Raw genomic sequence first — 25121 nt, 5'->3', positions numbered from 1 at the left:
ATGCCTGAAATATTATGGGCATTTGATTGCCTTGAATCAAAAGAAATGGGGGCCTATCCGCCCAGTAAAATTAAACTTGCATATGCAAATAGATTACAAAAAAAAGAAGATGATTTGCCACGTGCAGTTGACCTTGGTAGAGAAGTTCATCCTTATGATTGTATTCCTATAGCAATCATAGCTAATTATGGTTTTAGTGTCCGCTGCCCTGGAACTGTTATTTTAGAGAGAAATGAAACGCCTTTAAAAGAAAGAATATTTTATGAAAAAAAATCTGCTTTTGGAAAAGCTTGTATTCAAGGAGATGAGTGGCCAAATAGTGATTCAGGTCTTATAGCTAGTTGGATTTCTGGTTCTGAATACGTAAAAATACAAACAGGTATTATAGTTTTTTTTCCTTCAGACTATTATCTTTATCAAGGACCAATTCCAAATGCATGTCTTACAAATAATCAATTTGAAGTAATGGCTGGTATTGAACACGGTAATCAAACCAGACAAACTTACATAGACAATGATTTATACAATTATACATATCTTAATATCATAGTTAGACTCCCGCCTATTAATACAAAAATTACCATAGAAAAAGGTGAAGAAATTGCATGGTTTTTTCCCGTATTAAAAAGTACAAAATTGACGCTTAATAAACTAGATATAACAAAAATAAAAAAGGACTTTTAATTTGTTTATAAAAATCAGTTCTAATTCTGCATGGACCCTCAAAGTATTTAGAATTATTTGGTCCTCTCAATCTATTGCTATCATAGGCATTGCTATTCACAATATAGCACTTCCTATCATAGCAATTCATTTATTACATGCGTCTGCAATAGAGGTGAGTTTAATATCTACTGCACGCTACTTACCTAATTTGCTATTTAGTATCAGTATAGGATCTTTTGTTGACCGCTCAGATAGAAAATTTATAGCAATATATGCTGAATTAACTAGATTCATTTTAGTTTTATCAATACCCATTTTATATACCTTTTATTTCATAAACATTCCATTTCTTATATTAATAGCTTTTTTAATTGGAATCGCTAGGATATTTTTTGAGTTATCTCTTTCTTCATTATTTCCAATAGTCATCCCCCCCGATAAGCGCCTTTCTGCCAACGCCAATCTACAGGTCATTTCCTCTGTAGGTGAAATTAGTGGTCCAGGAGTAGCAGGCTTTATTATTAATATTATAGGGGCAACATCCTCATTATTAATTAATGCAGCAACTTTTTTCCTATCCGCTATATTTATAGCCAAGTTACCTATAGAAGCTAAAGATAGGAGAAGTAATATTTCCAACCAAAAAGAATCTTTTTTTGATGGATTTCATGAACTTTTAGCAAGACCTGTTTTAATGGGTATAATACTTGTCGGTACGATATCAAATTTTGCATTTATGGCTGTACAATCTGTATATTTCATAATAACTCTAAAATTATTTGGATTTAATACATTAGTAGCTTCCTCTTTATTAATTTTTAGTGGCATTGGATCATTAGTTGGAAATATTTCAGCTAGGTGGCTTTATAATTTTTTTAGTGTAAAGTTTCTAATGCTTTTCTCAATTATACTTATGATAATTGGATCTATAATTATGTCATTTGCAAGAGGCCCTATTTGGATAACATCTACATTAATTTCAATTGGATATTTCCTATGGGGACTTTGTCTTGGTTTGTTTAATATATATTCAGCTACTTATCGCCAAAAAATAGTACCACCCGAAGTCATGGGTAAGTTAATAGGCGCTGCTAGAACGTTAATTTATGGAGTAATGCCATTAGGTGCATTATCAGGAGGATTAATAGTAGATTTTTTTGGATCAAGATATGTATTTTTATTTAATTGCTTAATTAACTTAATTTCATTAGTAATTTTATACTTTAGTTTACGAAAAGTAGATAAAATCTTACTTTAAAAGAGTTTTCATATACTCTCTATTTCACTTTATCTATTTTTTAATCTAAAAATAATTATATAAAACATATACTCTGCTTTTTGCAGAGTTTTTTTAATACAGAAAAAAGTTCTACTATTTAAAAACTTACGGCCAAAGACTTTTATATAGAAAATAAACGAGTATTTATTTTTAATGGACACGCGTGGATTGGCTTGGCAAACAATGTTGGATCAGAATGGAAAGTTCCAGTTACAGGAGAATTTTGTATCAGTTCGAATGGGAAAACTTTAAAAAGCTATACCTTAACTTTTTACAATGAAAGTCAGGAATTGGTTTTGGCAAAAAATAGAAAATGCTAAAAACTTAGAAATAAAAGTTCCTCCCTTTTATAGTCAAGTTATAACTCTGATCGAAGTTTAATGCCTTCTAATTTATTGATAATAGGCTTGCGCATATCACAATTTACAGTTGCAAGCTGTTCATCTTCTTGCATTACATTAATACCGGCTGAGTTTTTACGTGTGCCTCTATCAAAGCTATGAAAAACCTCATAGACGATCTTGCCATTTGGGATTTGAATTGAGTAATTTTCATCACGACCTATGCCAGCCCATTGATAGGTCGTTACTTTATTGCGGGGAATAGACAATGCTATTTCAGGCGTTTTCAGCGATTTGCCAAAAGAATATTGAATAGTCTTATCCGCATCAAAGACCTTTATTACTTTATTATTTTTTGTAGTACATTGAAATATAGTTTCAGCATAAACTGGTGCTACAGCAAAGAAGCTATATGAAACTACAATTAAACTAAGTAATGTTTTTTTCATAAGAATCAACTACAAATATTCGTATCTTCACAACGAATCCAACCAGTTGTGGTTTTGTGATTCTTATTAACATAAGAAATATTTAGCCATCTAGAGTAAACACCTGAAATACTAAATTTGTCACCAGGAATAAGATAACCTGATTTTTCGGAGTTTAATCCCGCCTCTCTATAAATTTCACTTTTATTTTTTACAACACCGGACTTTAACTGATTACTCCACCAGTTTTTAAAAAAATTGGAATTTAATTCTTTTTTTACATCATTAGCTAGCGAATAAGGATATTTCCACATTGTTTTATAGCTTTTAACTTCGACTAAACTCGCCCCATCGCCAAAAAAATCAGTCATCTTTTTATTAGTTTTACAAGTAAAGCCATAACAATCAAATACTTTCATGAAATTATACTTACCATCTTCATATACGTATTTAGGATTTTCTTCATACTGATCTGTTAAAACATAAGTAGAAATAAATAAACGATTAACACCATCTATTTTTTGAAAAAAGTAATAATTTACTTTAGGGCTATCTCCAAAATATCCAAAAGTTTCTATTTTTTTTGATTTCTGATGACAATCAGTTAGGTAGGCATCCAAATCATACATATTTTCATTATTATAATGACTATAATCCTTTTTAAAATTAATACATTTATTTGTATCGGCATATACATTAAAGGATAAAAATACAAATAAAATCCATATATATTTTTTCACTTGCACTCTCTATAATTTGCTATAAATTCTGTTGCGCAATGTTTTTCTCATAGAATAATAGAGGAATTTTTTGATATTTTTTAAAAATTTCTCTATTATTTTAGGATTATTTAAAGTTATAGAGAGCACCCCCCAGCTTTAAAGCAACTAAAGTCATATTTTAAAGTATCTAGCTATTTATAATTTTCTTCTAACCATTTTTTAATTGATGCTATATCTTTAAACCTAAAGCTCAAATAATCATCAGAAATACCATCTAATCCAGAACTATTTTCACCTAAAATATTAGTTATTGGATCTATTTTTATATTATTATTTATTTTTTTTATTTTATATAAATCAACAGAATAAACAGTCCCTTGAGGTGAAGGATAGCAACACCATTTTTGAGTATGTAAAGTAATTAAAACAGGTTCACTATTTTTCTTTTTATACACACTAACCGCAGCTAGTTTTTGAGGATTATCCCCACCATCCATACTGTATTTGTTTAAAAACAGTTTTTGATTTTTAGAAACTAAAGTGTTTTCAATAAAAGGGTTGCTTTCAGAATCACATGATTTACTAAAAAGTTCAAAATCATTTTTTGTATATACTGTCAGTTTAGTAATTTGAGTTTTACAAAATTTTTCTGTATCAACTGAACTGCCTGTATATCCAGCTGATACTATAAAAAAGCTACTAATAAACATCATTAATTTAATTACTATCATTTTATACTCTATCATTTTAAAAAATTTTCTCTATTACTTAGTTGCGATTAAAAAGACAGCATTAGCAAAGTCGACAAAATTTCAAATACGAGTTAAGCCATATTTAAAAATATTAATCTATTTATAATTTTTATCTAACCATTTTTTGATTGAAGCAATATTTTTATATTTATAATAACTTACTACATCGGTTTTACCTTCAAATCCGCTAGCATTATCTTTTAATAATTTCTTAGTAATATCTTTTAATGCAATCCTTTCACCTTGCTTTTTTATTTCATAAATATTTACTTGATAAGAGTAGCCTTCAATCTGTGGAGTACAGCAAAAATATGCTGAAGTAATTGATATTAATAACGGATTTTTACTAATCTTAGGGCTATAAATACTGACAGCTATAACTTTTGGTTCCTCATTGGCGGCGAACTCAGCAAATTCATTGAGGAATATATTTTGATTTAACCCAACTAAGTAATTTTTTAAAAATGTTCCTTCTTCTGCATCACAACGGAAGCTTTTAAAATTATAATCATTTTTACTAAAAACATTCAGGTCAACTGATTGACTTTGTTCACATTTATCTTGAGCATACAAGTTTTTTATGCTTACCGTATACAAAAAAAATAGTAAGAGAAACTTAAATATAATTTTCATTCTATCTATATCCTAACAATTTAATTAAAAATAGTTTTAGCTCTTGCAAAATTCTTCTGACGATCAATATATGAGTCTGTGCTTTTATTAATAATTTTTGTAATAGCATCTACTTGCATATTAGTCGCACCTTTATCAGCAATATCATACAACTTAAATTTTAACCAAAATCTAATAGCTGAACGAACAGCATATTTAGGTTGCTCTAATAACTCAGGATTTTTTACAAAATCCTTTTTTTCGTCTTTCCAAACTTGAGAATACATAACGGTTAAATCATTATAATTATACTTTCCAGTTAATTGCTTTAATCCTCGACCCAAGTATTTCCAGCCATCCCCTGGCGTTGTATTTCCCAAAGGGCTAGTTGGTCTATAGCGATCTTCATACATACGATTAGCAATAATTTCTCCATTTGCAGGGGGATGCCCTTTTCCTTTCCAACCATCTATATCTGCTTGTTTGGGGTGCTTCCTATAATACCCTATCTTTTTTAATACTGGCGGACTCATATACTCTACTTGTTCTCTTAATTTAAATGTAGCACCTACTTCTTGCCTGACTTGAGCCATAAAATGAGCTTGTCTTAGTTTAGTATCCAATTTATATTCTTTTAAATTATTATTTAACTCATCTAAAATTGGTTGCATTTTCGTAGACGTAGCACTTTCAAACATTTTTTTCATTTGTGCCATAGTAATCGTCATATTGCTTACAGGTGGTTTAGGCGTAGTTGTATCGGGCTTATCAGGCTCTAAACTAGCATCAACTCTGATTGATGGTTGAACTACTGTTACCTCGTTTTTCATTTTTTTAGCGATAGTCTCATCTATATGAGTACCTTTCATTGGCTTCTTAGAAAGAGGATCAACAAGTTGATATTGTAGTGGTTCACCAATCAATATTCTGAGTTTAAGAACACCCGAATCATCCGTATCTCGAATACTGGTTTTTCCCATATAACTAATTTGGATTTGTGCTTTAGGCACAATTTGTGGAGGAGTACTAATATCTTTGGCAGTCAAAATGATAGATGCTAAATATGAGTTAATTGGGTCATCTAGAACAATTTTTTGAGTACTGTTGTTTAAACCTGCCATAGCGTTAATGACTAATTTTTCTTGGTAACTATCATCTGGCTTTAAAACAGAAATTTGATAAGCCGTACCAACTTTTAAAGTTAATTTACAAATTCCGTTCTCATCACATATCTTCTGTTTTTGCACAGTTTCATTAGAAAATTTCCCTTTAAATGGAAAACCTTTAAATTTTTTATTATTAGAGTCAAGAATTAAAATATTTACGTCTATAAAATCAGCCATTTAAATCTTCCTCCCTTGCTTCTTCATCACTTTCATGAATATTCATCACAGGCAAGTCTACAAACAAATGAACGATGGCTTTAGTTGATTTGTCCGTATAAAAGCGATTTGTTTTAACGATTTCATCTGAATTATTTGGTTTTATATTTTCCGAAAAAATAGGTTTATGGTCATCGGTTCTAAGTCCCAAAATATGAGTAGGATGGCCAACTTTAATATTACTTTCTGTTGATTCAGCATTTGGAGGAATAAAAAATTTACGACTATAATCATTAGGTGCAGTAGGCAATATATTCACAGGTGAAACAATTTTTTCACCACTTTCAAACTTATGTTGCCCTGCTCTAACTACAAATTTACCGCCCATTTTAAATTCTCTATTTATCAAATACTTAATATTTTGTTAAATTATATTATATATTAAAAATATTTGTAATTATTATGTCTTTAGTTATAGCTTTTAACCTAAATGATTTTGCCATTCTAGCAACAGACAGAAGAGGTTTATTGCATTATGGCAATGAAGAAAAAAATATTATCTTAAAAATAGATGACAACTATCAAAAACTGAGAAAAATTCCTTTTGGCTTCTTTGCTTCAGCAGGCGACTACCTAATAGCTGAATGTTTTTATATTGAATGTATGGCACAAACATCACATAAAAGAAATTTAGATCAGATATTAGAAGATACCTACTATAGATATTGTAATTTAAAAGGTGTTTGCCACTTTTCAGAAATGACAACCATCCTATTAATTTCAAAAGAATTTAATCAAAATGGCAAAACAACCAAAGATGCGATTTTAGAAATCAATATCGAGTTTCAACATATAAAAATCCAAGAAGTTGATTCAATGAACCTTGTCGCATTGATGGCAAACATGAATCCTGATCAAAAATTTTGGGATAAAATCGGAGGCTACTTACGTTCATCCAAAGATTTTAATAATTTTGAAAGTTTTTTCTACTACCACCTTCATCTAATAAAATATATATGGCAAGAACAGCTCAAATTTGATGATCTTATTTCTCACCATATCGACTTTTATTTTCATGATAGAAAGACAAGCAAAGGCATATTTCTTCAAGCAGAACAATTTGAAAAACTTCCATTGGAAAAGTCATGGATTCAATAACACACCATAGTTCAAAAAAGATATAACTGGGCTTTTATTAATTTAATTAAGTTCTGCTCTGGATCTAATGCTACGGCGCCAGTCTGTAACAGGTAGATGTAAATAAAGCGACTCTATTATTCAAACCGTCTGTTATCAACACTTCATAATGCGCAAATTTTTTACTACTTCCAACCTTGGTTGCCGTTGCAAATAGCACCCTATCTTTCGCACCGCTCATATAGCGAATATCTGCCTGTAAGCCTGTATAGGGCGCATCCCCTGCATTACAAGCCATCGCAAAAGCGATATCTGCTAAAGAAAATATGACACCACCATGTACGCCGCCCAAGGCATTCATGTGTTCGTCTTTCACATTCAGCTTGCAACGCGCTTCATCAAAACTGCGATGCAGCACTTGTACACCCAATAGCTCTGCAAATTGATCAACCGCAGTAGTTTCATTTTTTTGCACAAACGTCTCCCTACTCGTGCGAGTATTCCTTAATGTTATGAATCTATCAGTATTGAAATCGACTGATTAAAAGCCGTTAAACACTATCTTGCTTAATCTGATAGTTTGAAGAACTAAAGTCCTTGTAGGTTAGGCGGTCATCCAACTCTGAGCTTAAAGGCTGAACTTCTTGCATTGAGTTTAAGCAGCGCTGTGCAAGCTCAATGTATTCTTGCGTGCCTCTGGTTTTCCACTTTTTTTCTTGCTCTGATAAATCACGCGCAACCTTGGCCGGACTACCCATTGCCAATACATTTGCCGGAATTACATCTTTAGTTTTGACCAGACTATTTGCGCCAATAATGGTGTTTTCACCAATTTCGGCATAGTCCAAAATTACGCTGTTCATGCCGACCAAAACATTTTTTCCAATGCGGCAACCATGTAAAGTTGTGCCATGCCCAATGTGCCCCATTTCCTCAACTAAAGTCACGCTTTGCGGAAAGCCATGTACGGTGCAGTTGTCTTGTATATTGGCATTTTGCTTAATATGGATACGACCAAAATCGGCACGCAATGAGGCAAATGGTCCTACATATACGCCCGCTTCAATAATCACATCACCAATTAAAACAGCGGTTGGGTGTACAAAAGCTTCTGGGCTAACGATTGGAATAACACCGTCAATACTATAACAAGGCATGATTTAACCTCTCATTTGTCGCAACCAAACCTCCGAAACGGCGCCAATAATGTGCTGTGGCATTTGGCATTGGTCCTTCTGCTGTTGCAGCAACAGACAAGAAGTATTCATCGGCTGGTTCAAATACTTTTTTATAAATATTCATTGATAAAGTTCGTGCACTAATTGCGGGCCAATCAGTTGGCAACAACTCAAGCGGTAATGCAGGGTCTTTCAATAAAATCCGTCGATAATAATGAATGAGCAAAGTTCGAATTTGAAAGGCCTGCACAGGTTCGAGTTGTTCATTTTCCTGCATCAGCAACACGCCAATTTCTCTAAAAATATCGAGAAACTGTAGATATCTTTGGCGTAATTCATCAATTGGCCAATTGGTTCTGAGCATACGACCAATGGTATCGACCGAATTATTAAAGAGCTGCAAGGTTTCGGCTTTAAACACCACCACTTGCTCACTCATATTTAAGTCAACCAACAACCGTTGCAGTTCAATACGGTTACAACCCGGATATGCCATTAAGTTTGTCGAAATATTGGCAAATCCTAACCATTCGAGTTCTTTCTTTAGCAACGCTTTATTTTCAGTGTCGAGACTAGACATCAGAATAAGATCCCAATAATGATCCCACTCTTTCATCTGGTCGTTATAAATGCGTTGCTCGGCCTGTAAATAAGTCGAACGGCTCGAATCGGTAATTCGATAAAAACTGGTTCTGCCGATTTTGTCGGAACATAACCAATCATTTTTAACTAAACGAAAAACAGAGGTTCTTACGGCACGGTCATTAAAACCAAACAGCTCTAATAACTGAATCAGGCTTGCAAGACTAATGTTTCCGCCCCGATGAAGTACTGAATCTCCAAAAATTGTCGAAATAAGCGAAGTTCCACTTAAGGTTTCATTCTTTACAACAGAATCAATTATTTGCTGTATTTTTGCACTCATACTCATGTCTTGGCGTTTAGTTTCAGGGTATAGATTCTATACCCTGAATGATTTTGATGTTAAGCAATCTGACGCATATCGATTACCCGCTTTGCCTTACCTTCCGAACGAGGTAAGGTCGCTTCTGTAACAACTTCTACAGTAACGCTAATCCCAATCATGGTTTTAATACGTTTCATCAACTCCTGAGCAAGTTGATTGGCCTGTATAGTACAGTTATGACACATCTCTGTACGAATATGCAAAGTATCCATATGCCCTTTTTTAGTCACCAAAATTTCATAATTTGGAACTAAATTCGGAACTTGCAAAATTTGCTCTTCAATTTGGGTCGGGAAAACGTTCACGCCGCGAATAATCAGCATGTCATCACTACGGCCCACAATTTTATCCATTTTACGCATCGCCAGATTTTCTCCAGCGAGTAAACGGGTCAAATCACGAGTACGGTAACGAATAATCGGCAAGCCTTCTTTGGTAATGGTGGTAAAGACTAACTCGCCAAGTTCGCCATCTTTACAGACTTCACCCGTTTCAGGGTTAATAATTTCTGGGTAGAAATGATCTTCCCAAATGGTTAGCCCTTCGCCCTCCCCTAAGCACTGCATCGCAACGCCCGGTCCCATCACTTCAGACAAACCATAAATATCGAGTGCTTTAATATTGAGGCGTTCTTCAATTTCACGGCGCAGTTCGTTGGTCCACGGCTCGGCACCAAAAATACCGACTTTTAAAGACGTATTACGTGCAGTACCAAATTGCTGTTCAAGCTTTTCAATAATACTTACGCAATACGATGGCGTAACCATAATTGCAGTAGGTTTAAAGTCTTGAATAAGCTGAACTTGCTTTTCAGTTTGCCCGCCAGACATTGGAATAACCGTCGCACCTAAGCGCTCAGCGCCATAATGTGCACCTAAACCACCTGTAAATAGTCCATAGCCATAAGCAACTTGAATCATATCTTTAGCGGTTAAACCCGCCATGCGTAAGCAACGCGCAACTATGTCCGACCAAGTATTAATATCTTTTTGGGTATAACCCACCACCGTCGGTTTACCCGTAGTGCCCGATGACGCATGTAACCGCACAATTTGCTCTTGCGGCACGGCAAACATTCCAAACGGATAGTTGTCTCTTAAATCCTGTTTGGTGGTAAATGGAAACTTCGCCAGATCGTCCAAAGTGATGAAGTCATCAGGATGTACACCTGCATCGTCGAACTTTTTCTTATAGACCGGGCTATTTTCATATACAAAAGTCAGGGTTTGTTTTAACCGTTTAGTTTGCAGCTCTCTAAGCTCTGCAAGTGTTAATTGTTCAACATTATCCGTTGTAAGGCTGTCCATCGCCTATCTCCTCATTATGTAATTTTTAAAACCGTCTAAATTAATTTAAATTTTCCAAAATCAGTGCGACGCCTTGTCCAACACCCACACACATCGTGCAAAGTGCATAGCGTCCACCTCGTTTTTTTAGCTCACGTGTTGCGGTAATCACTAAACGTGTACCACTCATACCTAGCGGGTGCCCTAACGCAATCGCACCACCGTTTGGATTAACGCGTTCATCGTCATCTTTTAGACCGAGTTCACGCATACAAGCCAAAGATTGGGCTGCGAATGCTTCATTCAGTTCAATCACATCCATCTGATCTAGCGTTAAACCTGTCTGCTTTAAAATTTTCTGCACAGCCGGAACAGGACCTATACCCATATATTTGGGTTCAACCCCTGCACTTGCAATGCCAATCACTCGTGCTAAAGGTTTTAAACCATGTGCATTTGCAAATTCACGGTTGGTAATTAACACACACGCTGCACCATCATTTACACCAGAAGCATTTCCGGCAGTCACCGAACCACCTTCTTTTCTAAAAGGTGCTTTTAGTTTTGCGAGTGCTTCAAGTGTCGTTTCACGCGGATGTTCGTCTCGATTAACAACGTTCACGTTTTTCTTACGGTCTACAATCTCGACAGGCAAAATCTCATCGTTAAAAAAACCGTTTTGTTGTGCAGAAGCCGTTTTTTGTTGGCTACGCAATGCAAAAGCATCTTGGTCTTCACGGCTAATTTGATATTTTTCAGCAACATTTTCGGCTGTTTCCGGCATGCTGTCGGTGCCGTATTGTGCTTTAAGCTGCTTGTTTACAAAGCGCCAGCCAATGGTGGTGTCATAAATTTCAGGTGTACGGCTAAATGCTTCGGTCGGTTTAGCTTGTACAAATGGCGCACGGCTCATCGACTCAACGCCACCTGCCAAAACGAACTGTGCTTCACCTGCTTTAATTGAGCGTGCAGCAAGTCCTACAGCATCTAAGCCCGAAGCACATAAGCGATTGACTGTCATGGCCGGCACAGAGTCAGGTAGGCCTGCCAAGAGTGTTGCCATACGTGCAACGTTACGGTTGTCTTCACCTGCTTGGTTGGCACATCCTAAAAATACTTCGTCTACAGTATTCCACGGCAAGTTCTGGTGTTTATCTTTTAAATATTTGATGGGCAATGCAGCTAAATCATCTGCACGTACTGCACTTAAGGCACCTGCATATCGTCCAATTGGGGTACGAATAAAATCGCAAATTAAAACGTCTTCCATGTTGACTCCTGATTATGCAAATTCGGTCATATCGCGTGAATATTGAGTAGCAATGTTTTGAGTTTTTGCTACATATTGCTTGAGGTAGATACTCGCGCGATATTTTTCCTCTCCATACAGTGCATATAAGTTATTTAAGGTTTGGAGCACATAAGCACCGCCCATTTGTGTCAACCACTGGTAAGGACCCTTAGGATAATTCACTCCATATTTCATGGCATTATCAATATCTTCCAGACTCGCAACACCATGTAAACTTGCTTCACATGCTTCATTAATGAGTAAAGCGATGGTACGTAAGGTTAACAGTGCCGGATGGTCTTTAATCCACATCACGCTAATACCAAACTGCGCAAAGTAAGCTTCAACTTTAGCTAGATCACTTGCTTCACACAGTTCGTTATGACTGAGTACTAAAGCCTGTGCCTGCTCAAAATCATGATGCCAATCCATCAAAACTACTTTACGGCTCAGGTAATGAATATTGGCTGATTCACCTTGGCTTAAGCGTAAATCGATATCATCAATTTGAAGAATATTGTCATCACTCGCAGATCCGCTTTTTAAACCTAAACGCGCTAGAAAAGCAGGTAGCTGAGACCAAGCACCTTTTAGCTGAATATGGGCATCGACTGGCTTGGCAGTCATAGCTTTAGGCTGAAATGTCTCGTACTGATTTTTTTCGTTATAGCTATAAAAGCCCTGTTTTGATTTACGGCCCCAAGCGCCCGCATCGACTAATTCTTTTTGAATGAGGCTTGGACGGTAGCGTGGCTCGTAAAAAAATTCTTGATAAACGCTTTGGGTCACTGAAAAGTTAACGTCTTGACCAATGAGGTCTGTGAGTTCACACGGCCCCATCGCGAAACCGCCACACTGCTTTAACGCATAGTCTAGCTGGTCATAGCTGGTGACTTGTTCTTGCAGTGCTCTAAAACCTTCTGCATAAAACGGACGTGCAATTCGGTTAACAATAAATCCAGGAGTCGACTTGGTGAGTACTGGAATTTTTTTCCAGCCGAGCATCAAGTTTTTTAAAGCCAAACATAAGCTGTTAGGTGTTTTTAAGCCTTGTACAATTTCAACCAGTTTCATGACTGGCGCAGGGTTAAAAAAGTGTAATCCCACCACGCGCTCAGGGTGAGCAATGCCCGCCGAAATTGCAGTCACTGAAATTGAAGATGTATTGCTTGCAAAAATAGTTTGCGTGCTACAAATTTCAGCGAGTTGTTTAAATAAAGATTGTTTAACTTCTTTTTTCTCAACCACCGCTTCAATGACCAAGTCAGCATTGTGCAACGCTTCAATTTGATTCACTACAGTTAAACGCGCTAATGCTTCTTCAGCTTGCTGCTGTGTGAGCTTGCTCTTTTCAACCAGCTTTTTAAACGTCTGCTCTAAGCCGTGAGCGGCTTGTTGCGCTTTTTGAGCGTCAAGATCATACAAAATGGTCGAGTGCCCATTGACGATGGCTAACTGGGCAATGCCGATGCCCATGGTGCCAGAACCAATGACGGCAATTCGCGCACGAGATAAATCTAAATCTGTCATGCTTAGCGCCCTTTAAAATTTGGTTCACGTTTATTCATAAAGGCTTGAACACCTTCACGATAATCTTCCGAGCGTCCAGCAATACGTTGTAAATCACGCTCTAACAGCATTTGCTCATCAAAGGTGTTATTGCTTGATTGATGAATGGCTTTTTTAATGAGAGATAGACCAAACGTAGGCTGTTTCGCTAAACGTTCAGCGAGTTCAGTGACTTTTGCTTTAAGCTCGGCATCTTCAACCACATCCCAAATCATGCCCCATTCTTTTGCGGTTTCTGCTGGGAGCTTGTCACCTAATAAAGTCAAACCCATAGCACGTGCATGACCTACAGCACGTGGTAAAAACCATGTACCTGCAGAGTCGGGAACCAAACCTAAGCGGCAAAATGCTTGTACAAAGTTTGCCGATTTAGCTGCAATCACCAAGTCACACGCCAGTGCAATATTTGCCCCTGCACCTGCTGCCACACCATTTACAGCGCAAATCACAGGTTTTGGCATATTTACAATCGTTTTAATGAGCGGGTTATAGTAAGTTTCAATGGAATATCCTAAATCTGGAGCTTCAGCATTTGGGTCAACTACACGGTCACCTAAATCTTGCCCTGCACAAAAGCCACGACCTTCGCCACTAATCACAACACAGCGAACATCTGGATTTTTGGTCCACTGGTTTAAAACCTCAGCCACTTCACGGTGCATATCAACGTTAAAGCTATTCAGTGCTTTTGGGCGGTTAAATGTTAGGTAGCCAACACCATTTTTTTCTTCAGCAATAATATTTTGATAGTCCATCACTCACCTCTAAACACTGGCTTTCTTTTCTCAAAGAAAGCATTAATCCCTTCGTTTCGATCTTTTGTAGCCGCCAACCAGACAAAGTTTTGACGTTCAAACTTGAGTCCCTGACTTAAAGTCGTTTCATGAATACTTTTAATTGATTGTTTAATCACGCGAATCGCTAAAGGCGCTTGTTTCGCAATTTTGGCTGCAAGTTGAACCGCATATTCAACAGTTAATTCAGTCGGTACAACCTGACTGCAAATACCATGTTGCTCTGCCTGTTTTGCCGAAATCATCTCACCTGTCATGGCCCACCGCATAGTGAGTTGTTGCCCAACCAAGCGTGCTAAACGCTGTGTTCCGCCTGCACCCGGTAACATACCAAGGCCAATTTCAGGTAAAGCAAAACGGGCATTTTCACCGCAAATCACCATATCTGAATGCAAAACCAGCTCAAATCCAGCGCCTAAGGCATAGCCATTCACTGCACTAATGAGCGGCTTACTAAACGCATCAATTTTTTGCCAAAGCTTCGGACGAATATCGAGTTGCAAAGATACGGCGTCCATTGCAGCCAGCTCGCTAAGATCTGCCCCAGCCGCAAAACATTGAGCGTTACCCGTTAAAACCACTGCTTTAACTTGAGCATTGTGCTCAGCTTCTTCGAGCAACTCGCATAAACACTGCAATGTTGCATTGTTTAAAGCATTTCTTTTTTCTGGACGGTTTAGGGTTAATAACAAAACACCGTCAGTTGCCGTGCTGGCTTTGATCAAATCTTGCATGACAGCCTCTACTCATCAAAACTCAAACGAACATTTGGGCCTTTCGGTAAGGTTTGACAGCTAAGTACATAGCCCTTTTCGACTTCGTCTTTTTCAAGACTATAGTTAAGGAACATATCGACTTCACCAGAAACAACTTTACAACGACAAGTCGCACATACCCCACCTTTACAGGCATACGGTAAGTCAGCACCTGCACGTAAAGCCGCATCAAGAATACTTTCATCATCTTGAGCCACAGAAACAATCAGTTCACGACCATCTAAAATGATGTTTACTTTTTCTTCTTTACGATTTGCATCAGCTTCAGCACTACGTTTACGAGCCTGCCCTGTGTGGAAACGTTCGGTGTGAATTTTTTCTTTTGCAATACCATAGTTTGGCAAAGTACTTTCTACGGCATTCATCATTTCGTCTGGACCACAGGCAAACACATGGTCAAAACTTGTTTCAAGCACATCAAAATCAAAAAGTTGTTTAAGCTTTTCTTCATCAATACGACCATTCATTAGTTCACTGTCGTTGAACTCACGAGAAAAAATATTGATGAGCTGAAAACGTTCTTTAAACTGATCTTTCAAATCCATAATTTGCTCGGCAAACATGGTTTGTTTCCATGAACGATTGCCATAGAGCAACGTAAATTTAGCTTCAGGTTGTTCAAATAAAACTTGCTTCACAATCGATAAAATTGGCGTGATACCACTGCCCGCAGCAACGCCTAAATAATTTTGTCCACCCATCTTGGCTGCTTTTTGAAAAAACACGCCTTGTGGTGGCATCACTTCAAGCACATCGCCCACTTTTAAATGGTCATTTGCCCAGTTTGAAAATTGACCCTGATCAATTTTTTTAACCGCAATACTGATGTCTTCTTTTGCCGCATAGCTACAAATTGAATAACAACGGCGGATTTCACCAGCTTCAGTTAAATGGCGAATGGTTAAGTGTTGCCCCGGTTGAAATTGAAATTGTTCTTGTTGTTCAGGTACAACATCAAATGCAATACAAATTGCCTGATCGGTTTGAGGTGTAATACTTTTTACTTTTAATGGTACAAATTGGCTCATGGCTGATTTCCTTATCTAAAGACTTAAATACATTTGAAGTAATCAAAAGGCTCAAGACAGTCCTGACATTTATAAAGTGCTTTACAGGCGGTAGAACTAAACTCTGTTAACAGTCGGGTATGTCGGCTTTTACAACGTGGGCACTCGACACCATCTTTTAAGTGAACGTGAGTACCACACTGATGCGCCAATCCTTCTGGTGGTGCAATGCCATAGACTTGCAGTTTCTTTTTACCCGCTTCAGACATCCAGTCCGTGGTCCATGCTTCTGACAAATCGACCATTACTTTGACTGGTGTTAAAGCTTCTGCGGTAAATGCCTCAGCAATTTGTGCTTTCAACATATCCGTTGCTGGACAACCGCTATATGTTGGCGTTAAACGAACAATAATTTCTTGTTGATCGTTAATCTCTACACCGCGAATCATGCCTAAATCCACAACAGATAAAACCGGAATTTCAGGGTCACTTACCGTTTGTAGAACATCCCAACATTGGTCGATACAATGACGAATCATTTGCATGGCTCACCTCCTTGTCTTACCAGGTCATGCCCGGATAAGTTCTTTGAATACTTTGCATTTCAGCCAACAAATAACCTAAATGCTCGGTATGCAATCCTTGTTTTGCACCACGGCGATAAGCACCGTTCACAGCAACGTTTAATTCAAAACGCTTAAGCTCATCTGTAATAGTTTTATCCCATTGTTCTTTTTCATTTGAAAAATCTGGAATCACACCCTGTGCGACTAATGTTTGCTCGTCTGCATTAAGTTCAAATAACTCAGCGGTAAAGCGCCATAAATTATTTAAGCCTTCTTGCACACGTTGATGCGCTTCATCGGTGCTTAAACTTAAACGTTCCATCCAGCTAGTCGAAAAACGGATGTGGTATTTCACTTCTTTTAAAGATTTCACGGCAAGCGCACTGACTTCAGGAAGCGAGCTCTGTGTTAAAGCAGTCAATAAATGAAGATGGTAATGATCCATCAACCACTGGCGTACAATCGTTTGTGCAAAATCACCATTGGGTTGTTCGCATAACAATAAGTTTAGAAACTCACGTTCTGTACGGAAATATGCAAGCTGATCTTCGTCACGTTTAGCTTCATCATATTGCCCAGCCAAAGTCAGAAAGTTTCTTGCCTGACCTAACAGGTCCAAACCGATATTGGCTAAAGCAATATCAATTTCAAGCTCAGGTGCATGCCCGCACCACTCAGCCAAACGCTGCGATAAAACCAATTGACTGTCGCCAATATGTAATAAGAATTTAGATAAAACTGTATTATTCATTTCCATTCTTCCTTACATATGCTCAATGCCATCTGGAATATGGTAAAAAGTCGGATGACGATAAACCTTGTCTAAAGAAGGATCGAAAAATTCTGCTTTTTCATCTGGTTGTGAAGATCTAATCATTTCCGAACGGATGACCCAAATGCTAATCCCTTCATTACGACGAGTGTAAACATCGCGTGCATGTTGAAGTGCGATTTCATCATCTGGTGCTCTCAAGCTACCCACATGACGGTGGCTTAAGCCTTGTTTACTACGGACAAATACTTCGTAGAGTGACCAGTTGTTTTTATCTTCCATTTTGATTTCCTCAAATTTTTCCATAAATCTTGTTAAGCCACTTTGTTCGCTTCTAGCTGCTGTTTTTTAGCGTAGACCACTGCTGCATCACGAACCCATTTGCCGTTTTCCCATGCTTTACGGCGCGCTTCGATACGCTCGTGATTACACGGTCCACGTCCGGCAATCACTTCATTAAATTCGTGCCAGTCGATCTCGCCAAACTCGTAGTGACCTGTTTCTTCATTAAGTTTTAAATCTGGATCTGGTACTTCCAAGCCAAGCTGCAACACTTGCGGTACGGTGTTATCGACAAACTTTTGACGTAATTCATCATTACCAAAGCGTTTGACTTTCCACGCCAGACTTTGTGCGCTATTTGGAGAATGCTCATCACTTGGGCCAAACATCATGAGTGCAGGCCACCAATAACGATTTACCGCATCTTGTGCCATCTGTTTTTGTTCTGGTGTACCGCCTGCTAAAGCCATCATGGCTTCAAAACCTTGGCGTTGATGGAAACTTTCTTCTTTACAAATACGTACCATTGCACGTGCATATGGCCCATATGAGGTACGGCAAAGCGCAACTTGGTTCACAATAGCTGCCCCATCGACAAGCCATCCAATTGCAGCAACATCTGCCCAAGTTAAAGTTGGATAGTTAAAAATTGATGAGTATTTCATTTTCCCATCAATTAATTTTTCCATCATGTCATCACGGTCAGCACCTAAGGTTTCTGCCGCGCTGTACAGATATAAACCATGCCCAGCTTCATCTTGTACTTTCGCCAACAAAACCGCTTTACGTTTTAAAGTTGGCGCACGAGTAATCCAGTTCCCTTCAGGCAACATACCTACAATTTCAGAATGGCCATGTTGCCCGATTTGACGAATCAATGTTTTGCGATAAGCATCGGGCATTTGATCCTTAGCCTCGATCGTAATTTCATTGGCAATATTTTGTTCAAATTTCTGGTAGTTGTGTTCCATTCTTTCATTCCCTGTAGGTATCACCCTTAAATCTATTTTTCGATACACTAAAAACAAAGTCAATCACTTTTTTAGTATCAAATTAAATTAGACTCATAAAAACACATCAAATAATTGAAATAAATAAAATTTAATTGGAAACAAAAAACCTTTTTACTTTTATAAATCAAAATAAAGTTGACTTTTAGACAAATTAATCTGAAATTATGAATCATATTTTTGCAATTTTTATAATTGATGTATCACATAAAAAAGGAGTTTGGTCATGCTTGAACAAGCACACCTAGAAGGAACCTCAACTGACACAGATTTTCAGCAGTCTGAGCATCAACTGTCTCATCTTGCTTCTTATGTCTATGGAACATGGCATTCGACGAGTGAAGAACTACGTCCTGTTTATCATGCCATTACAGGTGAATCGATTTATGCCGTAAGTAGTCATGGCATTGATATGAAACGTGTTGTTCAATATGCCAAACAAAATGGTTCAGAACTGGCTAACTGGACGTTTCACCAACGTGCGAATGCATTAAAACAAATTGCCCAACATTTACTTGAGCGTAAAGAAGAGTTCTACAAACTTGCTTATGCAACAGGTGCAACTCGTAAAGATGCATGGATTGATATTGAAGGTGGTATCCAGACATTATTTGCTTATTCAAGTCTGGTTCGTCGTGAACTCAATGACGAAAAAATTATTACTGAAGATAGCTGGATTCAATTATCTAAAAATGGAACTTTCGGTGCTAAGCACATTTTAAGTCCTAAAGCAGGTGTTGCCGTTCACATTAATGCATTCAACTTCCCAATTTGGGGAATGCTTGAAAAGATTGCACCGACGCTACTTGCAGGTGTGCCATGTATTGTTAAACCTGCAACCGATGGCTCTCAATTAACTCAAGCGGTTGTAAAAGCGATTGAAGAAGCCCATGTATTACCAAAAGGTTCGCTACAACTGATTTGCGGTCAGACTTATGACTTGTTCGACCACTTAGGCCCACAAGACTGCGTTACGTTTACAGGTTCTGCTTACACAGGTCAAAAACTACGTAACCACCCTCACCTCAATAAATATTCGATTCCATTTAGCATGGAAGCCGACTCGGTAAACAGTGCAATTTTAAGCCCTGAGGCAAATGAAGAAACTATCGATTTATTTGTGCGTGAAGTCTTCCGTGAAATGACTACAAAAGCAGGCCAAAAATGTACTGCGATTCGTCGCGCTTTCGTTCCTGAAAATTTGTTAGTGACAGTACAAGAAAAGCTAACTGCCAAACTTGCTAAAGTTGTGGTGGGTGACCCGCAAAAAGAACAAACCACCATGGGTGCTTTAGCGAGCCTTAAACAAAAACATGACGTTGCAGAAAAAGTTGCCGAGCTCAGCAAAGACGCAAAAATTGTTTTTGGTGGCAGCGAGTCCTTTAAATTTAATGCCGACCATCCTGAAAAAGGTGCTTTTTTCGCTCCAACTTTATTGCTGTGCGAACAACCTTTACAAGCGACACATGTTCATACCACAGAAGCTTTCGGTCCGGTATGTACACTCATGCCATATAGCAACATTGAAGAACTAGCTGATCTTGTTTCACGTGGTGAAGGTAGCTTAGTGGCTTCAGTCGTCAAAAATAACGATGAGAACATTGAACAGATTATTCAAAAAATTGCACCTTGGCATGGACGTGTGCATGTACTCGATGCAGAGTCAGCAAAAGAAAGTACAGGACATGGTTCACCACTTCCGCATTTAGTACATGGCGGTCCTGGTCGTGCAGGTGGCGGTGAAGAGTTAGGTGGTATTCGCGCTGTTAAACATTATATGCAGCGCACTGCAATTCAAGGTTCTCCAAATAGCTTGACGCAAATTACCCATTCGTGGACTGCTGGCTCGAAAGTTAACGAAGACCGTGTACATCCATTTAAAAAGTCTTTTGATGAATTAGTGATTGGTGAACGTTTATTAACGGCGCGTCGCACCGTAAGCGAAGCAGATATTGTTAACTTTGCTGGTTTAAGCGGTGACTATTTCTATGCGCATACCGACAAAATTGCAGCTGCCGAATCTTTCTTTGGTGAGCGTGTTGCACATGGCTACTTCATTGTGTCTGCCGCAGCTGGTCTATTTGTAGATGCAGCACAAGGCCCTGTGATTGCCAATTACGGTATGGACAACTTACGCTTTGTTGAACCAGTTAAAATTGGTGATTCGATTCAGGTTGAACTCACCTGTAAACAGAAAACCCCTAAACCACAAAAAGACCCATCTCAGCCTGCACATGGCGTTGTGGTGTGGGATATTAAAGTCAAAAACCAACGTGGTGAACTTGTCGCAACTTACGACATTTTAACTTTAGTTGCTCGCGAGGCTTAATGTTTAAAATGAGATGGGGCACCTCGTCCCCATCTCATTTTTTTAACATTCAATTGTGTTAACAGCAAGACCACCTTTTGAAGTCTCTTTATATTTCTCAGACATATCCCTGCCTGTTTCTTTCATAGTCTGAATGACTTTATCTAGCGTCACAAAATGCTCCCCCTCATCATGAAGTGCCATTTGTGCTGCATTAATGGCTTTTACGGCTGCAATTGCATTTCGCTCAATACAAGGCACCTGAACCAAACCACCAATCGGGTCACAGGTTAAACCCAAATTATGTTCAAGCCCAATTTCAGCCGCATGTTCTACTTGTTCAGGGGATCCACCTAAAATCTCCGCTAAACCTGCTGAAGCCATCGCACAAGCTGAGCCTACTTCGCCCTGACATCCGACCTCTGCACCAGAAATAGATGCATTGAGTTTACATAAAATGCCGACTGCTGCTGCACTTAGAAAAAAGCGAACCACTTTATCTTCGGAAAAATCTTTAGAAAAAGTCACGTAGTAATATAAAACTGCCGGAATAATTCCTGCCGCACCATTTGTGGGAGCTGTCACCACTCGACCACCAGCAGCATTTTCTTCATTTACCGCTAAGGCAAATAAATTGACCCATTCCATGGCATGGAAAGTCGTCACAATCAGGTTTGAGTTTTTATTATTTAATAACTTATCGTGAATTTTTTTGGCTCGACGTTTAACATTTAATCCCCCCGGTAATATTCCTTCATTGATTAAACCGTTGTGAATGCACTGCTGCATCACTTTCCAGATTTCGATAATTTGATTGCGAATCTCGCTTTCACTACGCCAGCTTTTTTCATTTTCAAGCATTAACTCACTTATTGATAAATGATGAGTTTTGCATAATTTTAAAAGTTCAGCCGCACTGTGAAATGGATATGGAACCTTAACGTCGTCGGTTTCAGATTGGGTTTGTGTTAATTGTCTTTGACTAACAATAAAACCGCCACCAACCGAATAGTAAGTTTCTTTATATAAGATTTCTTGAACCTCGTTATACGCAATCAATTCCATTGCATTGGGGTGATAAGGCAAAGATTCATCTAAAAAAAGCACATCACGCTTATAGTCAAAAGAAATACTCTTTTGCTGATGAAGCTGGATGGCTTTATTTTCTAAAACATCTTCAATCAAGTTTGTACTTACTTGAGTATCGATATGTTCAGGATCAAAACCCATTAAGCCTAAAAGAATAGCCTTATCTGTCGCATGACCAACACCTGTTGCTGCAAGCGAACCATATAACTTAACCTGAACTTTCACTGTTCTTTGTAGATCATTTTGCTTCAATAAATCATCAACAAAACTGTACGCCGCTCGCATTGGCCCAACTGTATGGGAGCTAGATGGACCAATACCAATTTTAAAAAGATCAAATACACTAATAAACACTGGGTCCTACCTTCAATCATTATTATTCATATGTTCGTCGTTATTGTGTCCTTTCGGATGACATTAAAATTATCATTAAGTCTGCTACAAATCACGAATAACTATGAGGCGGTAGCACAAAAAGAGAACGGTTGAGCAATCAACATCACTCAGTTTAATTAAAAATAAAAATTGTGAAGATTTTATCCCCGAATAGATGTTCTAGAACTCGCATTTAAAAAATGCGCGCCAATTTGTATAAATAAAAAACCAAAAATATTAGCCATTAGTCGCACCTCCCTATTTTTATTCATTTTTGCTGGTAAAGTGTTTTACATGGTTTGATACAACCTACTTAACTCAGATGCATAATTCACCTGTTCTTGCATCTGATGTTTTTCTGCCTCTAGTCCGCTAGAGGCTTTTTTTATTATTGATTTAAAACCTGATATATCAAATTTATAGCAGTGTTTTTAGATAGTTCTATAAAAATAGAAATGACTGAAGCTTTAATCCTGCAAATATAAAAATTATTGGATGTGAAATTAACGATCAAGAAAGAGCTTCTTACAAAGCAAACGAGCCAAGATAAAGTTGTTATTTTTCTCATCAAAATTAAAGTAATAAAAAGCCCGCTTTTCAGCAGGCTTTTTATTACTTTAATTTGAACTAGCAAATTTTAATTAAAAAATTAGCCACATGTTGCATTGGTAATTTTTTTAGAGGCTGGATCAATGGTAACTGTAACTCGGTTTGTACGATAATCCATAGTCATTGGTTGACCTGGAGCAACTTTGCGCACAATTTCTGACTTAGTTTTCTGCTTAATTTGATCATCAGTAAGACCTGATTGACCCACTAATTTTTGAGCTTCTTGTGCTACACAGTTCGCTTGATTGTCACGGAATAATTTCCATTCTTCAACAACCTGCCCATTTGGTAAATGACAATAGCCAACTTGACCATTTGCTTCATTTCTAATTTCTAATTTTCCGCCTTGTTCAACACAATATTGACTAGCTGGATTTGGTGAACCAATTTTTGGTGGAGTTAGATCTTTATGTTGTATAGACGAGCAAGCCGTTAACGAAACAAGTGCTAAGCCAAGAAAAAGAATTTTTTTCATAATTTTTTGCTTCTTACTAAAAAAACTAAAGATATCAAAAAAATTCATGTTCCATATGACTTGTTTACAATAAAAAACTCACTTGAATGTTCTAGAAAAATAAATTTAATTTATTGGAAATTAAGATATTCCCCATTAAAAGCTATTTTTAAAATATTCTATTCAGGTCTTTCTAAAATTCGAGGGCCTGCTCCATCTTGTCCTAAAATATCTTCAGGATTTCTTAATGGACATTGCTCTAGTGATAAACAACCACAGCCAATGCACCAGTCCATTTCATCTCTTAACCGAGTTAATTTTTGAATTCGATCATCCAGATTTTCTCGCCAATGACTCGATAGATCTTTCCATTGCTTAGCTGTTAATTTGCTACCTACAGGATATTGGCTCAAAGCTTCTTTAATTTCATTTAAAGGAATACCCACCCTTTGAGCGACTTTAATAATCGCAATATATCTTAAAATAATTAAGGGATAGCGACGTTGATTACCATTTGTTCTTATACTTTTTATAAGTCCTTTCGCCTCATAAAAATGAAGGGTCGAAACAGGAACTCCACTTCTTTTTGCAACTTCACCCACAGTCAAAATTCGACTAGGTTCAGCTTTTTTATTTTCACTCATCATGATTAATCTTAACTTTACTTGAGGTTTATAAGAGGGAGCTTTTATTTTGTCAAATAAATAACGATGATTTTCTTATATGTTATGAGCCGCTTTTATCAAGCTGTAGGTCTTAACTGTGCTGATAACAAAAAATGGATGTAATAATTCAGTTCAATCTATAAAACAACTTACTAGCAGTTAAATTTAAGAAATTAGTGTTGCAGAGTACAAGGACATCCACAAATCCAAAACATGTTGTAAACGAAAGGCATTGGTGCGCCTAATGGATAGACTTTTACATGCTCAATCTTATAAATTTTTTTACGTGACTCAATGTGAAGTATATTATCGTAACGGGCGACCACAATTCCTTTTTTATATAATTTTTTCCTTTCATTCTTTGCATCAAATTTATACACCAAAAAGTAAACTTTTTCTCCTACGCTGATCTTTGAATGATTAACCATAATATAACCATTACAATATTTACATTGCCAATCTTCCATATCTCAAATTATCACACGCTTAAATTAAAAAACACACTGGATTTTATAGTATAAATTTATTAAAGCTACAAATGTAAAGAAATATTTTAATTGAAAAAATAAGGTTTATTTGTGACACATATCACAATAAAAACTTAAAATTATATTCAGATACATCAATAACTTATCAAAAAAAATTAAGTTTTATTATTTTAAAAATATAAAACTAATCTATAATTTATTTAATTATATAGTATATATAACAATAGTTTCTAATTTAATTACAGATATAATTTTAACATTTAAAAACACATTTATTTAATTATATTTAACTTAAAAATAATTATAAAAATAAAACCCTCTTTAAATACCAAATTAATTTCACATTAAAATTGAAAATAATTCATTTCACTTTATA

Annotated in this window: 27 protein-coding genes and 2 pseudogenes; 6 read left to right on the top strand and 23 right to left on the bottom strand. The window is 37.0% G+C overall.

Going from position 1 to position 25121, the window contains the following annotated elements:
• The 3 genes and pseudogenes from WA249_RS11510 to WA249_RS11500 form a co-directional block, all read left to right on the top strand.
• A complete protein-coding gene (locus WA249_RS11510) occupies positions 1-684 on the top strand; it encodes a hypothetical protein (RefSeq protein WP_336168817.1) in 684 nt (227 codons plus the stop codon).
• A 1-nt stretch (position 685) separates the two neighbouring features.
• On the top strand, positions 686-1924 hold the full coding sequence (locus tag WA249_RS11505) for an MFS transporter (protein WP_336168815.1): 1239 nt from the start codon (positions 686-688) through the stop codon (positions 1922-1924).
• A 134-nt stretch (positions 1925-2058) separates the two neighbouring features.
• A pseudogene (locus WA249_RS11500) lies at positions 2059-2265 on the top strand (hypothetical protein); the annotation flags it as partial.
• Between the two features lie 38 nt (positions 2266-2303).
• On the opposite strand, the gene WA249_RS11495 reads toward WA249_RS11500, so the two are convergent.
• From WA249_RS11495 to WA249_RS11470, 6 genes are all read right to left on the bottom strand, one after another.
• On the bottom strand, positions 2304-2735 hold the full coding sequence (locus WA249_RS11495; RefSeq protein WP_336168813.1) for a hypothetical protein: 432 nt from the start codon (positions 2733-2735) through the stop codon (positions 2304-2306).
• A 5-nt stretch (positions 2736-2740) separates the two neighbouring features.
• A complete protein-coding gene (locus WA249_RS11490) occupies positions 2741-3454 on the bottom strand; it encodes a hypothetical protein (RefSeq protein WP_336168812.1) in 714 nt (237 codons plus the stop codon).
• Between the two features lie 173 nt (positions 3455-3627).
• Positions 3628-4167, bottom strand: a complete 540-nt coding sequence (locus WA249_RS11485; protein ID WP_336168810.1) for a hypothetical protein — start codon at positions 4165-4167, stop codon at positions 3628-3630.
• Positions 4168-4284: 117 nt separating this feature from the next.
• A complete protein-coding gene (locus WA249_RS11480) occupies positions 4285-4821 on the bottom strand; it encodes a hypothetical protein (protein WP_336168808.1) in 537 nt (178 codons plus the stop codon).
• Positions 4822-4841: 20 nt separating this feature from the next.
• Positions 4842-6143, bottom strand: coding sequence for a glycoside hydrolase family 19 protein (locus WA249_RS11475; RefSeq protein WP_336168806.1), 1302 nt, complete (start codon positions 6141-6143; stop codon positions 4842-4844).
• Positions 6136-6510 carry a hypothetical protein gene (locus tag WA249_RS11470; protein WP_336168804.1) on the bottom strand — a complete coding sequence of 125 codons (375 nt, stop codon included), beginning with the start codon at positions 6508-6510 and terminating at the stop codon, positions 6136-6138. The genes WA249_RS11475 and WA249_RS11470 overlap by 8 nt, the downstream gene beginning before the upstream one ends.
• A 74-nt stretch (positions 6511-6584) precedes the next feature.
• Between WA249_RS11470 and WA249_RS11465 the strand changes: the two genes are divergently transcribed.
• Positions 6585-7280 carry a hypothetical protein gene (locus WA249_RS11465; protein ID WP_336168803.1) on the top strand — a complete coding sequence of 232 codons (696 nt, stop codon included), beginning with the start codon at positions 6585-6587 and terminating at the stop codon, positions 7278-7280.
• 70 nt (positions 7281-7350) lie between these two features.
• Here WA249_RS11465 and WA249_RS11460 read toward each other — a convergent pair whose 3' ends face one another.
• The 13 genes from WA249_RS11460 to paaA all read right to left on the bottom strand — a co-directional run bounded on the left by WA249_RS11460 (position 7351) and on the right by paaA (position 18718).
• Positions 7351-7734 carry a PaaI family thioesterase gene (locus WA249_RS11460; protein ID WP_336168801.1) on the bottom strand — a complete coding sequence of 128 codons (384 nt, stop codon included), beginning with the start codon at positions 7732-7734 and terminating at the stop codon, positions 7351-7353.
• A 76-nt stretch (positions 7735-7810) separates the two neighbouring features.
• Entirely contained in the window at positions 7811-8416 is a 606-nt protein-coding gene (locus WA249_RS11455) for a DapH/DapD/GlmU-related protein (RefSeq protein WP_336168799.1), read from the bottom strand.
• Complete coding sequence (gene paaX / locus WA249_RS11450) at positions 8403-9368, bottom strand: phenylacetic acid degradation operon negative regulatory protein PaaX (RefSeq protein WP_000062822.1); 966 nt, start codon at positions 9366-9368, stop codon at positions 8403-8405. Before paaX ends, WA249_RS11455 begins: the two co-directional genes overlap by 14 nt.
• Before the next feature lie 53 nt (positions 9369-9421).
• A complete protein-coding gene (gene paaK / locus WA249_RS11445; protein ID WP_336168797.1) occupies positions 9422-10711 on the bottom strand; it encodes a phenylacetate--CoA ligase PaaK in 1290 nt (429 codons plus the stop codon).
• Between the two features lie 40 nt (positions 10712-10751).
• Positions 10752-11960: a 3-oxoadipyl-CoA thiolase gene (pcaF, locus tag WA249_RS11440; protein ID WP_336168795.1), complete on the bottom strand. Its 1209-nt coding sequence runs from the start codon at positions 11958-11960 to the stop codon at positions 10752-10754.
• A gap of 12 nt (positions 11961-11972) precedes the next feature.
• The gene (locus WA249_RS11435) at positions 11973-13511 is read right to left on the bottom strand and encodes a 3-hydroxyacyl-CoA dehydrogenase (RefSeq protein WP_336168793.1); all 1539 of its coding nucleotides are present in this window, start codon (positions 13509-13511) and stop codon (positions 11973-11975) included.
• A 2-nt stretch (positions 13512-13513) separates the two neighbouring features.
• Positions 13514-14305, bottom strand: coding sequence for a 2-(1,2-epoxy-1,2-dihydrophenyl)acetyl-CoA isomerase PaaG (gene paaG / locus WA249_RS11430; protein ID WP_174764898.1), 792 nt, complete (start codon positions 14303-14305; stop codon positions 13514-13516).
• The gene (locus WA249_RS11425; protein WP_336168792.1) at positions 14305-15078 is read right to left on the bottom strand and encodes an enoyl-CoA hydratase-related protein; all 774 of its coding nucleotides are present in this window, start codon (positions 15076-15078) and stop codon (positions 14305-14307) included. Before WA249_RS11425 ends, paaG begins: the two co-directional genes overlap by 1 nt.
• A gap of 8 nt (positions 15079-15086) precedes the next feature.
• Positions 15087-16148, bottom strand: a complete 1062-nt coding sequence (gene paaE, locus WA249_RS11420; protein ID WP_107881558.1) for a 1,2-phenylacetyl-CoA epoxidase subunit PaaE — start codon at positions 16146-16148, stop codon at positions 15087-15089.
• Positions 16149-16171: 23 nt separating this feature from the next.
• Positions 16172-16672, bottom strand: a complete 501-nt coding sequence (gene paaD, locus WA249_RS11415) for a 1,2-phenylacetyl-CoA epoxidase subunit PaaD (protein ID WP_078224502.1) — start codon at positions 16670-16672, stop codon at positions 16172-16174.
• A gap of 16 nt (positions 16673-16688) precedes the next feature.
• Entirely contained in the window at positions 16689-17444 is a 756-nt protein-coding gene (gene paaC / locus WA249_RS11410; protein ID WP_336168790.1) for a 1,2-phenylacetyl-CoA epoxidase subunit PaaC, read from the bottom strand.
• A 12-nt stretch (positions 17445-17456) separates the two neighbouring features.
• Complete coding sequence (paaB, locus tag WA249_RS11405) at positions 17457-17747, bottom strand: 1,2-phenylacetyl-CoA epoxidase subunit PaaB (protein WP_309455440.1); 291 nt, start codon at positions 17745-17747, stop codon at positions 17457-17459.
• A gap of 32 nt (positions 17748-17779) precedes the next feature.
• Positions 17780-18718, bottom strand: coding sequence for a 1,2-phenylacetyl-CoA epoxidase subunit PaaA (gene paaA, locus WA249_RS11400; RefSeq protein ID WP_336168787.1), 939 nt, complete (start codon positions 18716-18718; stop codon positions 17780-17782).
• A 265-nt stretch (positions 18719-18983) separates the two neighbouring features.
• Here paaA and paaZ point away from each other — a divergent pair, with 265 nt between their 5' ends.
• On the top strand, positions 18984-21086 hold the full coding sequence (gene paaZ / locus WA249_RS11395) for a phenylacetic acid degradation bifunctional protein PaaZ (protein ID WP_336168785.1): 2103 nt from the start codon (positions 18984-18986) through the stop codon (positions 21084-21086).
• Between the two features lie 42 nt (positions 21087-21128).
• On the opposite strand, the gene WA249_RS11390 is transcribed toward paaZ, so the two are convergent.
• A complete protein-coding gene (locus WA249_RS11390; RefSeq protein ID WP_336168783.1) occupies positions 21129-22508 on the bottom strand; it encodes an L-serine ammonia-lyase in 1380 nt (459 codons plus the stop codon).
• Positions 22509-22992: 484 nt separating this feature from the next.
• On the opposite strand from WA249_RS11390, the pseudogene WA249_RS11385 reads away from it, so the two are divergent.
• Positions 22993-23104 (top strand): annotated as a pseudogene (locus tag WA249_RS11385) (hypothetical protein); the annotation flags it as partial.
• Between the two features lie 74 nt (positions 23105-23178).
• Here WA249_RS11385 and WA249_RS11380 read toward each other — a convergent pair.
• The 3 genes from WA249_RS11380 to WA249_RS11370 all read right to left on the bottom strand — a co-directional run bounded on the left by WA249_RS11380 (position 23179) and on the right by WA249_RS11370 (position 24724).
• Positions 23179-23613, bottom strand: a complete 435-nt coding sequence (locus WA249_RS11380) for an I78 family peptidase inhibitor (RefSeq protein WP_336168781.1) — start codon at positions 23611-23613, stop codon at positions 23179-23181.
• A gap of 158 nt (positions 23614-23771) precedes the next feature.
• Positions 23772-24239, bottom strand: coding sequence for a redox-sensitive transcriptional activator SoxR (soxR, locus tag WA249_RS11375; RefSeq protein WP_336168779.1), 468 nt, complete (start codon positions 24237-24239; stop codon positions 23772-23774).
• Between the two features lie 191 nt (positions 24240-24430).
• Entirely contained in the window at positions 24431-24724 is a 294-nt protein-coding gene (locus WA249_RS11370; RefSeq protein ID WP_336168777.1) for a hypothetical protein, read from the bottom strand.
• Positions 24725-25121: the final 397 nt, after the last annotated feature.

Source organism: Acinetobacter sp. 161(2023) (genome assembly GCF_037027805.1).
Taxonomy (GTDB): Bacteria; Pseudomonadota; Gammaproteobacteria; order Pseudomonadales; family Moraxellaceae; genus Acinetobacter.
This window is presented reverse-complemented; position numbering and strand designations above follow the sequence as displayed.

Bases quoted from the DNA above. Each gene is read 5' to 3' on its own strand.
- paaK (WP_336168797.1), bottom strand. From the start codon at position 10,711: ATGGACAGCCTTACAACGGATAATGTTGAACAATTAACACTTGCAGAG.
- paaA (WP_336168787.1), bottom strand. From the start codon at position 18,718: ATGGAACACAACTACCAGAAATTTGAACAAAATATTGCCAATGAAATT.
- WA249_RS11435 (WP_336168793.1), bottom strand. From the start codon at position 13,511: ATGACAGATTTAGATTTATCTCGTGCGCGAATTGCCGTCATTGGTTCT.
- paaX (WP_000062822.1), bottom strand. From the start codon at position 9,368: ATGAGTATGAGTGCAAAAATACAGCAAATAATTGATTCTGTTGTAAAG.
- WA249_RS11455 (WP_336168799.1), bottom strand. From the start codon at position 8,416: ATGCCTTGTTATAGTATTGACGGTGTTATTCCAATCGTTAGCCCAGAA.
- WA249_RS11495 (WP_336168813.1), bottom strand. From the start codon at position 2,735: ATGAAAAAAACATTACTTAGTTTAATTGTAGTTTCATATAGCTTCTTT.
- WA249_RS11380 (WP_336168781.1), bottom strand. From the start codon at position 23,613: ATGAAAAAAATTCTTTTTCTTGGCTTAGCACTTGTTTCGTTAACGGCT.
- WA249_RS11370 (WP_336168777.1), bottom strand. From the start codon at position 24,724: ATGGAAGATTGGCAATGTAAATATTGTAATGGTTATATTATGGTTAAT.
- WA249_RS11470 (WP_336168804.1), bottom strand. From the start codon at position 6,510: ATGGGCGGTAAATTTGTAGTTAGAGCAGGGCAACATAAGTTTGAAAGT.
- paaD (WP_078224502.1), bottom strand. From the start codon at position 16,672: ATGCAAATGATTCGTCATTGTATCGACCAATGTTGGGATGTTCTACAA.
- paaZ (WP_336168785.1), top strand. From the start codon at position 18,984: ATGCTTGAACAAGCACACCTAGAAGGAACCTCAACTGACACAGATTTT.
- pcaF (WP_336168795.1), bottom strand. From the start codon at position 11,960: ATGGAAGACGTTTTAATTTGCGATTTTATTCGTACCCCAATTGGACGA.
- paaE (WP_107881558.1), bottom strand. From the start codon at position 16,148: ATGAGCCAATTTGTACCATTAAAAGTAAAAAGTATTACACCTCAAACC.
- WA249_RS11465 (WP_336168803.1), top strand. From the start codon at position 6,585: ATGTCTTTAGTTATAGCTTTTAACCTAAATGATTTTGCCATTCTAGCA.
- paaG (WP_174764898.1), bottom strand. From the start codon at position 14,305: ATGGACTATCAAAATATTATTGCTGAAGAAAAAAATGGTGTTGGCTAC.
- WA249_RS11475 (WP_336168806.1), bottom strand. From the start codon at position 6,143: ATGGCTGATTTTATAGACGTAAATATTTTAATTCTTGACTCTAATAAT.
- WA249_RS11510 (WP_336168817.1), top strand. From the start codon at position 1: ATGCCTGAAATATTATGGGCATTTGATTGCCTTGAATCAAAAGAAATG.
- WA249_RS11480 (WP_336168808.1), bottom strand. From the start codon at position 4,821: ATGAAAATTATATTTAAGTTTCTCTTACTATTTTTTTTGTATACGGTA.
- WA249_RS11425 (WP_336168792.1), bottom strand. From the start codon at position 15,078: ATGCAAGATTTGATCAAAGCCAGCACGGCAACTGACGGTGTTTTGTTA.
- soxR (WP_336168779.1), bottom strand. From the start codon at position 24,239: ATGATGAGTGAAAATAAAAAAGCTGAACCTAGTCGAATTTTGACTGTG.
- WA249_RS11485 (WP_336168810.1), bottom strand. From the start codon at position 4,167: ATGATAGTAATTAAATTAATGATGTTTATTAGTAGCTTTTTTATAGTA.
- paaB (WP_309455440.1), bottom strand. From the start codon at position 17,747: ATGGAAGATAAAAACAACTGGTCACTCTACGAAGTATTTGTCCGTAGT.
- paaC (WP_336168790.1), bottom strand. From the start codon at position 17,444: ATGAATAATACAGTTTTATCTAAATTCTTATTACATATTGGCGACAGT.